At 63.3% G+C, this 13,414-nt stretch carries 10 protein-coding genes; 4 read left to right on the top strand and 6 right to left on the bottom strand.

What is annotated here, in order from left to right:
• Window positions 1–12: 12 nt before the first annotated feature.
• Window positions 13–1,272 carry a class I SAM-dependent methyltransferase gene (locus VH564_RS01595; RefSeq protein WP_423338078.1) on the bottom strand — a complete coding sequence of 420 codons (1,260 nt, stop codon included), beginning with the start codon at window positions 1,270–1,272 and terminating at the stop codon, window positions 13–15.
• A gap of 143 nt (window positions 1,273–1,415) precedes the next feature.
• Window positions 1,416–3,728, bottom strand: a complete 2,313-nt coding sequence (locus VH564_RS01590; protein ID WP_423338077.1) for a Tex family protein — start codon at window positions 3,726–3,728, stop codon at window positions 1,416–1,418.
• Window positions 3,729–3,888: 160 nt separating this feature from the next.
• Between VH564_RS01590 and purD the strand changes: the two genes are divergently transcribed.
• From purD to VH564_RS01575, 3 genes are all read left to right on the top strand, one after another.
• The gene (purD, locus tag VH564_RS01585; protein WP_423338076.1) at window positions 3,889–5,160 is read left to right on the top strand and encodes a phosphoribosylamine--glycine ligase; all 1,272 of its coding nucleotides are present in this window, start codon (window positions 3,889–3,891) and stop codon (window positions 5,158–5,160) included.
• A 115-nt stretch (window positions 5,161–5,275) separates the two neighbouring features.
• Window positions 5,276–5,701, top strand: a complete 426-nt coding sequence (locus tag VH564_RS01580; protein ID WP_423338075.1) for a plant virulence effector HPE1-like domain-containing protein — start codon at window positions 5,276–5,278, stop codon at window positions 5,699–5,701.
• A gap of 212 nt (window positions 5,702–5,913) precedes the next feature.
• Window positions 5,914–7,731 carry a methyl-accepting chemotaxis protein gene (locus VH564_RS01575; protein ID WP_423338074.1) on the top strand — a complete coding sequence of 606 codons (1,818 nt, stop codon included), beginning with the start codon at window positions 5,914–5,916 and terminating at the stop codon, window positions 7,729–7,731.
• A gap of 90 nt (window positions 7,732–7,821) precedes the next feature.
• On the opposite strand, the gene VH564_RS01570 is transcribed toward VH564_RS01575, so the two are convergent.
• Window positions 7,822–8,313 carry a DUF523 domain-containing protein gene (locus VH564_RS01570; RefSeq protein WP_423338705.1) on the bottom strand — a complete coding sequence of 164 codons (492 nt, stop codon included), beginning with the start codon at window positions 8,311–8,313 and terminating at the stop codon, window positions 7,822–7,824.
• A gap of 161 nt (window positions 8,314–8,474) precedes the next feature.
• Between VH564_RS01570 and VH564_RS01565 the strand changes: the two genes are divergently transcribed.
• A complete protein-coding gene (locus VH564_RS01565) occupies window positions 8,475–9,056 on the top strand; it encodes a histidine phosphatase family protein (RefSeq protein WP_423338073.1) in 582 nt (193 codons plus the stop codon).
• 46 nt (window positions 9,057–9,102) lie between these two features.
• On the opposite strand, the gene glyS is transcribed toward VH564_RS01565, so the two are convergent.
• From glyS to VH564_RS01550, 3 genes are read right to left on the bottom strand one after another with little or no spacing between them, the layout of a single operon-like run.
• On the bottom strand, window positions 9,103–11,217 hold the full coding sequence (glyS, locus tag VH564_RS01560; RefSeq protein WP_423338072.1) for a glycine--tRNA ligase subunit beta: 2,115 nt from the start codon (window positions 11,215–11,217) through the stop codon (window positions 9,103–9,105).
• Between the two features lie 4 nt (window positions 11,218–11,221).
• Window positions 11,222–11,461, bottom strand: a complete 240-nt coding sequence (locus tag VH564_RS01555; RefSeq protein WP_423338071.1) for a DUF559 domain-containing protein — start codon at window positions 11,459–11,461, stop codon at window positions 11,222–11,224.
• 16 nt (window positions 11,462–11,477) lie between these two features.
• Window positions 11,478–13,385, bottom strand: a complete 1,908-nt coding sequence (locus tag VH564_RS01550) for a DUF2207 domain-containing protein (protein WP_423338704.1) — start codon at window positions 13,383–13,385, stop codon at window positions 11,478–11,480.
• Window positions 13,386–13,414 lie beyond the last annotated feature (29 nt).

The raw sequence follows: 13,414 nt of genomic DNA, 5'->3' as shown, positions 1-13,414 counted from the left end.
CAGCGTCGGCGGTCAGAAGACCACTTTTTCCAAGGGAGCGCGGGTCGCCTCGAATTCCTTCAGCTTCGCCTCGCCTTCGGCGATGTAGTTGCGGTTGTCGGGGACGGCGAACTGGTCCTTGGTGATCTGGATCTGGAAAATGAACAGTTGCTCCCAGCGGAACGCCATTTCGGAACCTGCCAGGTAAAACTCCCACATGCGGAAGAACTGTTCGTCATAGAGGGCGACGGCCTCCGCCTTGCGGGCGACGAAACGTTCGCGCCAGTGGCGCAGCGTGTAGGCGTAGTGCATAGGCAGGATTTCGATATCCTTGACCAGCAGATTGGCTTTCTCGAGCGCCGGCGTCGTCTCGGCCAGCGATGGAATATAGCCGCCGGGAAAGATGTATTTCTCGATGAAGGCGTTCGTTGCCAGGCTCGGCTTGGGGCGTCCGATGGAATGCAGCACCATGACGCCGTCGTCTGCCAGCAGTTCCGAGACCTTGTTGAAGAATTTTCGGTAATTGCCGATGCCGACATGCTCGAACATGCCGACCGAAACGATCCGGTCGAACTTGCGGCCGGCGAGATAGCGATAGTCCTGCAACTCGAAGCGAACCCGGTCGGAGAGCCCGCGCTTGGCCGCGCGGTCACGCGAGATCTTCAACTGCTCCTCGCTCAGCGTGATGCCGGTAAAGTCGATGTTTTCGGTTGACTCCGCCAGGTACAGGCCCATGCCACCCCAGCCGGAACCGATCTCGAGCACGGTCTGGCCCGGTTGAAGGCGGAGCTTGGAGGCGATGTGACGCTTCTTGGCAAGCTGGGCCGCATCGAGACTGATGCCCGCCGGCTCGAAATAAGCGCAGGAATATTGCCAGTCTTCGTCGAGAAAGAGGTCGAAAAGTTTGGCCGAGAGATCGTAGTGATGGGCGACGTTGTGCTTGCTGCGATTGATCGGCAGCCGGCTCTTGAGCTGCTGCCAGGCGATCCGCCCGACCAGCTTCATGGCGATCTTTAAATCGAACAGCTCGTCCGTGGTATTCAGCTTCACCAGCGACAGGAAGTCGTAGATATCCCCCTGCTCGATGATGAAGCGCCCCTGCATGAACATCTCGCCGAGCTTCAGCGTCGGATCCGTGGCGATGGCGTCTTCCGCCTCCCGGTCTGCACCGCGCACGACGATGGTCTCGCCGGTACCATCGCCGAGCACATGCGTCTCGCCGTTGCTGAGTGTGAGCTGCAGGGAACCCTTGCGGACAATTTTGGTGATGAGTGCAAGCAGTGACGACGCCATGACGCCTCGCAATGAAATGACAGGACAATAAGGCGACAGTATCGTCTCTCATTCGGCTGGCAAGCGCACGCCACGGCCCACCGGAGCACTCCGGCAAAAGGTTGCCGGAGTGTGACATTCTTGCCAATATATAAGCTAAGTGCCTATTTTCGTTTGAGCGCATCTGCAAGCGCTGCGCCAAAACTGCCCTGCGTCTGGGCCGGTGGGCGGCTGCCCTGCTGCTTGGCGGGAACGGCGCGGGTAGCGGCACCAGTCCGGTTCTCACGGGCCGGCGGCACAGCGTCGTCGCCGGCGTCCTTGCGCATGCTCAGCGCGATCCGCTTGCGCTTGGCATCGATGTCGACGACACGCACCTTGACGACGTCGCCGGCCTTCACGACCTCATGCGGGTCCTTCACGAAACGATCCGCCAGCTGCGAGACGTGGACAAGTCCGTCCTGATGGACGCCGATATCGACGAATGCCCCAAACGCCGCGACATTGGTGACCGTGCCCTCCAGCATCATGCCCGGCTTCAGGTCGCCGATCTCGTTGACGCCCTCCGCAAAGGTCGCCGTCTTGAAGCTCGGACGCGGGTCGCGGCCGGGCTTTTCCAGTTCGGCAAGAATGTCGCGCACCGTCGGCAGGCCGAAACGCTCGTCGACGAAGGCGCGGGGATCGACCGACTTCAGCGTCGCGCTGTCGCCCATCAGGGTCCTGAGATCGCGACCGCATGCGGCGACGATCTTCTTGGCGACGCCATAGGCTTCCGGATGTACGCTTGACGCATCCAGCGGCTCCTTGCCGCCTGATATGCGCAGGAAGCCGGCGCATTGCTCGAAAGCCCGCGGCCCGAGACGGGCGACCTTCAGAAGATCGCGGCGACTTTCGAAACGGCCGGCTTCGTCGCGGTGGCGAACGATGGATTCGGCAATGGATGCACCGAGGCCGGAGACGCGGGCCAGAAGCGGTGCCGAGGCGGTGTTGAGATCGACGCCGACCGCATTCACGGCATCCTCGACCACGGCATCCAGCGAGCGCGACAGCTTCTGCTGGTCGACATCGTGCTGGTACTGGCCGACGCCGATCGACTTCGGCTCGATTTTTACGAGCTCGGCCAACGGGTCCTGCAGGCGGCGGGCGATCGACACGGCACCGCGCAGCGTCACGTCGAGATTGGGGAATTCCAGTGCGGCCGCTTCGGAGGCCGAATAGATCGAGGCGCCGGCTTCGGAGACGATGACCTTGGTGGGCTTGGTGCCCGGCAGCTCGGCCAGCATGTCGCCCACCAGCTTTTCCGTCTCGCGACTGCCGGTGCCGTTGCCGATCGAGATCAGCTCGACCTTGTGCTTGACGATCAGGGCCGCCAGCGTCGCCTGGGTGCCGCGCACATCGTTGCGCGGCTGGAACGGGTAGACGGTGGCGGTGTCAAGCAGCTTGCCTGTCGCATCGACGATGGCGACCTTGACGCCGGTGCGGATACCGGGATCGAGCCCCATGGTGGCGCGCGCGCCGGCGGGGGCTGCCAACAGCAGGTCCTTCAGATTGCGGGCAAAGACGTGGATCGCCTCCTGTTCGGCCCTTTCGCGCAACTCGCGCATCAGGTCGAGCGACAACGACATCGACAGCTTGACGCGCCAGGTCCAACTGGCGACCTCCATCAGCCAGCGGTCGCCGGGCTTTTGGGCGCCGATCTCGTAGGCGGTGGCGATCATTCGCTCGACCGGCTTGAAGGGCGAGGCAAGATCGGCATCGATCTCGATCGTCAGCGTCAGCATCTCCTCGTTCCAGCCGCGCAGCATGGCGAGCGCTCGGTGGCCGGGTGCCGTTGCCCAGCGCTCGGTGTGATCGAAATAATCGGAGAACTTTGCGCCCGCCTCCTGCTTGCCGTCGACGACCTTGGCGCGCAGCTGGGCATTCTGGCGCATGTGGGCGCGCAGGGTTTTCAACAGGTCGGCGTTTTCGGCGATGCCTTCCGCAATAATGTCGCGGGCGCCTTCCAGCGCCGCCTTCACGTCGGCCACCTCGCCGACGACATAGGTTTCCGCAAGCTGGGCCGGTTCGCGGCTGCGATCCTTCAGGATCGCTTCCGCCAGCGGTCCAAGGCCGCGCTCGCGGGCGATCTCGGCGCGGGTGCGGCGCTTCTGCTTGAACGGCAGGTAGAGATCCTCCAGCTCCGCCTTGGTGGCGACGCCGGCGATCTTGCGCTGAAGCTCCTCCGTCATCTTGCCCTGGCCGGTTATGCTGTCGAGGATCGAGGCGCGGCGGGCTTCGAGCTCGCGCAGGTAGACCAGCCGCTCGGCCAGCGTCCGCAACTGCCCGTCATCCAGCCCGCCCGTCACTTCCTTGCGGTAGCGGGCAATGAACGGCACCGTCGAGCCCTCGTCGAGAAGGCCGACCGCGGACACCACCTGCTCCGGCCGGGCATTGATCTCGGCGGAAATGATTGCGGCGATGGAGCGGATGTCTGCGGCCATGGGGATCTCTGCGTTCGGTTCTGTTGGCGCGACCATAGCCGCAGAAAGAGGCAAGGCAATGATCCTGACCGGGCGTTGCGGACGCCTCCACAGGATTTGCCGCTTGACCTTTGCGGCAGGGCTGCTTAACCGCCAAGTTCTGGCAACAAAGGGGCAGGCGATGAAAGTTCTGTTGATCGGATCGGGCGGACGCGAGCATGCGCTGGCCTGGAAGCTGGCGCAATCGCCGCTGCTGAGCAAGCTCTATGCCGCCCCCGGCAATCCCGGCATCGCCGAGCATGCCACGCTCATTGCCGTCGATACGGAAGACAATGAGGCGGTTGCCGCCTTCTGTCTCGAAGAGGCGATCGATTTCGTCGTCGTCGGCCCCGAGGCCCCCCTCGTCGCCGGTCTTGCCGACCCGTTGCGCGCCGCCGGCATCGCCGTCTTCGGTCCGTCTGCGGCTGCGGCCCAGCTCGAGGGCTCGAAGGGCTTCACCAAGGATATCTGCGCCCGCTACAATATTCCGACCGGCGCCTACCAGCGCTTCGACGATGCCGGCAAGGCCAAGGCCTATATTCTGGCCGAAGGCGCGCCCATCGTCGTCAAGGCCGATGGGCTTGCGGCCGGCAAGGGCGTGACGGTCGCGATGACCCTGGACGAGGCGATTGCGGCGGTCGACGACTGTTTCGACGGCGCTTTCGGATCGGCTGGCGCAGAGGTGGTGATCGAAGCCTTTCTCGACGGCGAGGAGGCCAGCTTCTTCTGCCTTTGCGACGGCACGCACGCGCTGGCGCTCGCCACCGCCCAGGACCACAAGCGCGTCGGCGACGGCGATACCGGCCCGAACACCGGCGGCATGGGCGCCTATTCGCCTGCCGCCGTGATGACGCCCGAGCTGATCGAGCGGACGATGAAGGAGATCATCGAACCGACGATGCGCGGCATGGCCGAGAGCGGCATGCCGTTTACCGGCGTGTTCTTCGCCGGGCTGATGATCACCGCCAAGGGGCCGGAACTGATCGAATACAATGTCCGCTTCGGCGATCCGGAATGCCAGGTGCTGATGATGCGGCTGAAGAGCGATCTGCTGCCGCTGCTTCTGGCCTGCGCCAACGGCACGCTCGACCAGGTCGCTGCTGAGTGGAGCGACGATGCGGCGCTGACCGTGGTCATGGCCTCGAAGGGCTATCCCGGCGCCTACGAGAAGAATTCGGTCATATCAGCCCTGCCCGCCGACAGCGATACGGCGAAGGTGTTTCATGCCGGCACAGCCCTGAAGGACGGCGCGCTGGTGGCGACAGGCGGTCGGGTGCTGGGGGTAACGGCCATCGGTCCGAGCGTCGGGGATGCCCAGAAAGGCGCCTATGCGCTTGCCGATCAGGTGCATTGGGACAATGGCTTCAGCCGCCGCGATATTGGCTGGCGGGCAATCGAGCGCGAAGGGCGCTGACAAACGGGCCGAGTTCGGCTGAAAATCAGCCGTTCCGCTAAATGTTTAGCGAATCCTCTGACGGGTTGGAAATGAAGGCGCGCTAGTCTCCTCGCAAGTCCCGATGGAGAGTTCTATGCGCCCCATGATCCTGACCACAGTGTTTCTGCTGACCGCAAGCTCTGCCATGGCTTCCTCGTTCCTGTCGGTGGACGGAGCGACCAATACCAGTGGCAACAGCATAGAAACGCGGGTCTGCGTCGATTGCCCGGCAGCCGAGCCTAAGATCGTCAATCGCGGCTATGTTGTTCCGGAGCTGCCGGTCGGCACCCAGACCATGATCGTTCGCGAGATCAACGGCGAACAGAAGGTCGTTCGGACCGAAGCCTGGCTCGGCGGATCACCAGTGGTCTTCTTCAGCAAAGCGTCGCCGGAAGCTCTTGCCGCAGCCGGCGTATCGACCGATGGCATCGATCTCGGCGCAAAGACCGCCGCAGTGCCGAGCCCCCCTCAGACCTTGTCCACGCTCGATACCTCCGGCTTTCAGCTTCGCGGCCAATAACGCGAGCAGGTCCGCCGCCTGACAACTGTCCTTATTTGCTGCCTATTATAAGGTTCTTATTCTTAAGCACTTGTTAGCTGATATACTGCATGGATATGCAACCGGCAGCAGCATGTGATTTTCAGCAGCAACAGACGCGTCCACCCACGACGCGTTCACGAGCGGTAGGATACCGCACCGGCACACGTGAACCTGCTCTGTTGCGAGGCGCAATGAAAAACCTGAGAATCTCCACCCAACTGATGGTGCTTGTCACTGGCCTGATGATCGCCTTCGCCGGCGTCACCTTCTACCAAATCCAAACTTCGGCAGCGGCCATCTACCAGGAGCGCTATGCTCTGCTGCGCACCCAGGTGGAATCCGGAATCTCCATTATGCAGCAATATTACGACCGCGAGAAAGCGGGCAAGCTGACGCATGAGGAGGCGCAATCGCAGGCCTTCAACGAGCTCTCCCATGTTCGATATGAGCCGGACGGATACTTCTTCGGCTACGACGACGATGTCGTTCTCAGAGTTCATTACGACGCGGCCAAGCTCGGCCTGAGCAGCAAGGGCAAGCCGGACCCCAAGGGCAACATGTATCGCGACCAGATCGTCAAGGTGGCGCAGGCCGGTGGCGGCGTGGTCGACTTCTATGGCCCGAAGCCCCAGCATCCGGCCGACGCCTTCTTCCGCAAGAGCGTCTACACCAAGCGGTTCGCGCCGTGGAACATAGCGCTGGCGACGGGCGTCTACATGGATGACCTGGAGGCGCAGATCAGATCGACGATCTGGCAGACCTTGCTCGTCGGCCTTGCAGTGTTCGCCGCCGCGCTTGGCGCCGCATTCTATGTCATTCGCGGAATATCGCAGCCGCTGGCCGACGTACGCGGTGCGCTCAACGCGGTTGCCGACGACGATGTCAACGTGCAGATCCCCCACATCGGCATGAGCAACGAGGTCGGCATGATGGCCAAGGCGACACAGTCGCTGCAGGAAAAGCTCCGCGAGCGTCAGGCGCTGGCCGATCTTCAGGTGGCGCAGGAGCGTCAGATCAATGCCGAACGCCAGGAGAACATCCGCCAACAGCAGGGCCAGGCAGAGCACCAGGAACAGGTTGTCGCCACCATCGGCGAAGCGCTGGAGCAGCTGGCCAAGGGCGACCTCACCGTGCGCTGCAGCGATCTCGGCACAAGCTATGCCGGATTGCGCAATAACTTCAACGAGGCGCTTTCGCATCTCGAAGCAGCCATGACACGCGTCAACTCCAAGGGTACGGACATCGGCGTCTCCAAGGAAGAGATCCGCCGCGCCTCCAACGAGCTGTCGCAGCGCACCGAACGCCAGGCAGCCAGCCTGGAGGAAACCTCGGCGGCACTCGACGAATTGACCGTCGCCGTTCGCCAGACCGCCGAAGGCGCCCATGAGGCGAGCAAGCGCGTCGAAACCATCAGCGCCGAAGCCTCGCGCAGCGACGGCATCGTGTCGGAAGCCATTGGGGCAATGAGCGGCATCGAACAATCCTCGACCGAGATCGGCAAGATCATCGGGGTTATCGACGAGATCGCCTTCCAGACCAACCTGCTCGCGCTGAATGCCGGCGTCGAGGCCGCCAGAGCCGGCGAAGCCGGCAAGGGGTTCGCCGTCGTCGCGCAGGAAGTCCGCGAGCTGGCACAGCGCTCGGCCGCTGCCGCCAAGGAAATCAAGGAACAGATCGCCCGCTCCTCGACGGAGGTCGGCCATGGCGTTCGCCTGGTCGGCGACGCCGGCGCAGCCTTGAAGCGGATTTCCGACCAGATCAAATCCGCGAACGAGATCGTCTCGAAGATCGCCCACAGCGCCTCCGAGCAGGACACCACGTTGCGCTCGATCTCGTCTGCCATGAACCAGCTGGATGCCGCCACGCAGCAGAACGCGGCCATGGCGGAAGAGACGACGGCCTCGGCCGAAACGCTCGCCAACGACACCGAAGAGCTGCTCGATCTGATCCGTGGGTTCCGCATCGGCAACGGCCGCCCGACCACGCAACAGACGCGCCGCGCCGCCTGACAACTGCCAGGCACCGCGCCTGAACATGTCCACGACATTGACTAGCCGCCGGAGCGATCCGGCGGCTTGTTCCGTCCGAACGTCCAGCCGTCAGGACAGTACGTCGACCTGTTCGACCAAGCGGTCGATGTCGCGTTCGGAAAACACCTTGATGCCGGCCTGCGCCAGCCGCGCCGCGGTCACGCCATGGCCCGCATGGCGAACGCCTGTGAAGGCACCATCGTAGATGAAGCCGGAGCCGCATGACGGGCTGCCGTCGATTAATAAGGCGAAGGTGCAACCGCTGTGAAGGGCGAGGTTCAGGGCATTGTCCGCGGCCTCAATAAACCCGTCCGTGACGTCGCCGCCGGTTATTTCCAGCACGCGCGCCGTGCCTGACAAAACGTCCTCGCCATTCATGCCAGCCGCGATCTCGGCAGGCGGTCGCGGTACCTTCATGCCGGCCGACATCTCCGGGCAGATCGTCACCAGCCTCCCCTCCCTTTGCCAGCGCTCGAGAGCCGGGTGCAGCAGCGGCTTGGCCTTGCCATCGTAGCGGACTGCATGCCCCATGAGGCAGGCGCTGACGAGAATCTTGATCATCGCCTGTGATAGCGCCTGGCGGCCTCGAGTTCCAGCCGGGCCGATCCCGGGCTCGGTCAGCGGCACGGGAATCTCAGGCGAACGGTTGACTCGGCGGCGCCGTCGCCTTGTTATGCGGCGGGCGGATAGGACGTCCGCAGACGAGCGAAAGGTAGTTCTTTATGAGCAGTGCATGGCCTGAAATTACCCTGGTGCGGCATGGTGAAACGGCCTGGAGCCTGTCGGGCCAGCACACTGGCCGGTCCGACATACCGCTGACGCCGGCCGGCGAAGCGGCTGCCGTCGCGGTCGCCGAGCGGCTGAAGGGCCAGCATTTCGATGCCGTCTGGTCGAGCCCCTCCATGCGCGCGTCGACCACCTGCACCCTGGCCGGCTTCGGCGAGCAGCGCGAGATCAAACAGGATCTCGCGGAGTGGGATTACGGCGCCTATGAGGGGGTGACGACAAAAGACATCCAGAAAACCCGACCGGGGTGGCGCATATTTCGCGACGGGGCGCCCGAAGGCGAAGACGCGGCCGCTGTCGGGGCGCGGGCGGATGGCATCATCGCAGCACTGCGGCAGCGCAACGACCGGGTGCTGATCTTTTCGAGCGCGCATATCCTGCGTGTGCTCGCCGCCCGCTGGGTCGGCCTGCCGCCGGAAGACGGCGCGCGGTTCACGCTCGACACCACGAGCATCAGCGTCCTCGGCTATGAGCACGACCTCAGCGAACCGGTGATCCGCCGCTGGAACCAGACGTAATCTTGCCATCGGCGGCGCAGAACGCCGCCGATTTGGCTGATCCGGCCTAGCCGGTGATCTTCGAGAAATCGGCAACCATGCCGGTCGCCTGCCGGATCATCCGCAGCAGGGCCAGACGGTTGGCACGAACCGCCTCGTCCGAGTCGTTGACCAGAACATCGTTGAAGAAACGATCGACCGGCAGGCGCAGCGTGGAGAGCGCAGTCATCGCCGAACGGAAATTTTCAGTTTGGATAGCCGTGGCGCCTTCTGAGGAAGCACGCATGACAGCATTGAAAAGTTCGTTTTCAGCGGCATGCGTCAACAACTCGGAGTCCACCAACGTTTTGACCACCGTTCCCTTTTTCTCCTCGGCCGCCAGAAGCTGGGTTGCCCGCTTTGTGCCGGCCAGCAGGTTCTTGCCGTCTTCGGAGGTGATGAAGAAGGTGAGCGCCTCGACACGACGCGCCACCATCAACAGATCGTCCGTCTCCGGCGTCAGCACCGCATCGATCAGATCGTAGCGGGCGCCCTGGTCGCGCAGGTAGACCTTCAGCCGGTCGTGGAAGAAGGACAGCAGGTCGGCATCCTTGACGACGCGGCGAAGCGGCAGCCGCACCTTTCGTTCCAGCAAGATCCGCACGACGCCAAGCGCCGCGCGGCGCAGCGCGTACGGATCCTTGGAGCCTGTCGGCTTTTCATCGATCGCCCAAAAGCCAACCAGCGTATCCAGCTTGTCGGCGAGCGCTACCGTCAATCCGACTTTGTCTTCCGGCAACCGATCGGACGGGCCGTTCGGCTTCCAGTGGTCCTCGATCGCAGCGGCAACGGAGGCATCTTCGCCCTGCAGCAGAGCATATCTGCGGCCCATCAGCCCCTGCAGTTCCGGGAATTCGCCGACGGCCTCGGTGCGCAAATCTGCCTTGGCCAGCACCACGGCGCGGTCGAGCAGCGCCTTGTCGGCGCCGGTGACCTCGGCAAGATCGGCGGCGAGCGCACGAATGCGGGCAACCCGCTCGCCCTGGCTGCCGAGCTTGGCATGGAAGGTGACGTTCAAGGCGTCGAGCTTGGCCATGCGCTGGTCGAGCGGCTTTTTGAGGTCGAGATCGAACTTGGCAGCAGAAGCCTGCAGCGTTTCGAGGTCGGGCAGGTCGCCCTGGTCGCGCTTCCAGAAATGCAGCGCGTCGGAGAGACGCGCGCGTACGACCTTACCATTGCCGTGGATGATTTCGGCACCGCCGTCGCTCGCCTCGATATTGGCGATCAGCACGAACTTGTTCGACAGCGTCTCGCTGCCCTGCGGGCGGGTGACAAAGCACTTCTGGTTGGTCTTGATCGTCAGGCGGATGATTTCGGAGGGGATCGTCAGGTAATCTTCCTCGAACTCGCCCATCAACACCTGCGGCCATTCGACGAGACCCGAGACCTCCTCGAGCAGCGCCGGGTCATCCACCAATTCAAGTCCGCTGGCGAACGCCAGGTTGGCGGCATCGGCGGCGATGATTTCCTTGCGACGTTCGGCATCGAGGATGACCTTCGCCTTTTCAAGGCCGGCGACATAGTCGTCGAAGCGCTTGACGGTGAGTGCGCCGGGGGCGTGGAAGCGATGGCCATAGGTGACATCCGACGCCACGATGCCGTCGATCTCGAAGGGGATGACGACGGTGCCTTCATGCTCCGTGCCGAAGGTGCAGACGATGGACTGCAGCGGGCGGATCCAGCGCAAGGAGCCGGGTCTGGCCGAAGCGGCGCCCCAGCGCATGGTGTTGGACCATGGGAAGCTGCGGATGATGCCGGGCATCACGTCAGCAATGATTTCCTCGGCGGCCCGACCGGGCTTGGCGATGATGGCGACGTAGAACTCGCCCTTCTTCGGATCGCTCTGGATTTCCGCCTCTTCGATGGACGACAGGCCGGCAGCCCGCAAAAAACCTTCGATCGCCTGGGCGTTGGCGTCGCGGCGCGGACCCTTGCGTTCCTCGCGCACATCGGCGGAGCGCGCCGTCAGCCCGCGAATGTCGAGCGTCAGCCGCCGGGGCGTCCAATATTCCCGCGCGCCTTCGTAGGACAGCCCTGCTTCGACCAGCGCGTCTGTGACGAGCTTCTTCAGATCGCCGGCAGCCTTGCGCTGCATGCGGGCCGGGATTTCCTCGGAGCGGAGTTCAAGCAGGAGATCGGGCATGTCACTATTCCTCACCCTCCCCGTAAGGTGGAGGGTCGGCACGCGGTGCCGGGGTGGGGTGAAAACTGTCGGCTTCTGCTAGCAAAATTTGCGGCTGCTGCACAATGGCAAATATAGTATCCAAAACAGCGTCGAGTTCAGCATGAACCTCGGTGTTCCAAAATCGGATGACGCGGTATCCTTGGTGCTTCGCCGCGACCTCCCCCCTCAAGGGGGAGGTTAACGCATTAAGCCCGCTTCTCACGCACAGCACGGCGCTCCTACCATCCGCCTCCGCCCCCGCCGCCGCCGCCACCGCCGGACGAGCTGTCGCCGCCGCTGCTGGAGAAGGCGCTGTCCGAGCTTGAGACCGGGGCCGGGATGGTGGAGGCGATTGTCGAGGCCATCGATCCGGAAAAGCCGCCGATGCGGTCTGAAAAGCTGTCAGGACCGAAGCTGCCGACATACCAGACAGGTGCGTAAGCGACGCCCCCTACTGCTGCGGCGGCAAACCAGCTCTCGAAACTTTTCGACCAAGGTTTTTCGACGCCGAGCGCCACCGCGTAAGGCAGCAGGGTTTCGAAATGTCTTGGCGACATCATCGGCGCACCCTGCATGTTCATCCGGTCCTTTTCGGCCAGCGTCAGGTATTGCCGGAGCCCGGCCACGCCGTCCATCATCTTCGCGCCAAGCGCCGTCGGCGCACCCATCAGGAAGAAGAACACGCAGTTGGCTGCGAAGATGCCGATGATCGCCACCGTCAGCGGTAGCTCGCCGCTCATGTCGGGCGTCGAAGTCAGCGTCGCGATCAGGATGGAGATGACAGAGACGACGACGAAGCCGATGACGGCAGCGACCAGCACCGAGAAGACCTTGCGCACGGCACCGCCGCTCGACCGGAAGGACTTGCCGAGGAAGACGGCCACCAACACCGCCAGAACCGACAGGATCGCCGGCACAATGATCAGCGGAACGGCGTTTTCATGAAGTCGCCCGAAGACGACGATGCAGACGAAGACGGCAAGCGACAGCATCATGCCGCCAAAGGTATAGAGCGCATTGCTTTTGTAGTAGCGGTCGCGATGCTCCTTTTCGATGGCGTCGCGGAATTGGCCGCCGATTGTCTGGACCTTCTCACCGTGAGCCTTGTCGATCACGAGCCTATCGTCCTTGCCGCCGATCGCCTCGAGCAAGGTTCGCTCTCCTGTCTCCAGCTTGGCGTCTGCAGCCTTTGCCGTTCGGCGGATGACGATGCTGCTGTCGAGATCCTCCAGCACCACATAGCCGTTGACGGCGAGATTGAGCGCAGTGGCCGACACCGCCGTCCAGCCGCCGCCGGAAAAGCCACGATTGTCGATATAGTTGACCAATGCCGGCGATGCGCCCTCCGGGGCGTCCCAGCGCGGCACGACGACGCCACGATCCGGATCGCGTCCGACCTTGACCCAGCTACGGCCGTAATAGAGCAGCACCAGCAGCAATCCGCTGCCGGCGATGATGAGATCGCTGTTGTCGCGTAGAAACCAGCTGCGTTGCCGGCCGGCGCTGGGGGCTGCCACGGCGCCCTTTGCCAGCTTGACCGCAATCGTCAGGCCTTCGCCGGGGGCGAGCGGCCTTGTGGCTGCGAAAACGATGTCGCTGCCATCTTCCCGGACCCTCGCGTTTTTTTCCTTGGCGCCAAGCGGGCCAGTCGAAAAGGCAAGGCCCTGCTGCGTCACGCCTTCGGGCAGCGTTACCGTTGCCGAGGTTCGCAGGATCGGAAACAGCCAGCCATTGCCGGTGACGTTCCAGTAGAGTTCGTCATGGTCATCGAAATAGCGGACCTGCCGGTCGGTCTTGTAGGTCAGCACATATTCGTGAGGACCAGGATCGAGCGTCACATCGGCCGATCCTACGTAGATCCGCGTGCCGCCGTCGATCCTTTCACTGCGCCATTCTTCCGGTCGTCCATCGCGGCGCACGGACTGGACCGTGAAGTCGACGGTCACCAGCTTGCCGGCGCCGTCGCGGAAGGTGAGCGGAAAATCGCGAAATATGCCGTGCCTGACGTCCCTGCCCTCGGACGTGATGCTGATTGTCTCGGTTACATCCATCGATGCGTCGGCATCGAGGACAATGGCCTGCTGGAAGTCGTTGATGACCTCGCGCGCAGATGCGCCCTGCGCAAAAATCAGCGCCAGGCCCATCATGCAAAGGCGTGCGGCATTCGCTATCACGG

Source organism: Rhizobium sp. HT1-10, from assembly GCF_049472505.1.
GTDB lineage: Bacteria > Pseudomonadota > Alphaproteobacteria > Rhizobiales > Rhizobiaceae > Rhizobium.
This window is presented reverse-complemented; position numbering and strand designations above follow the sequence as displayed.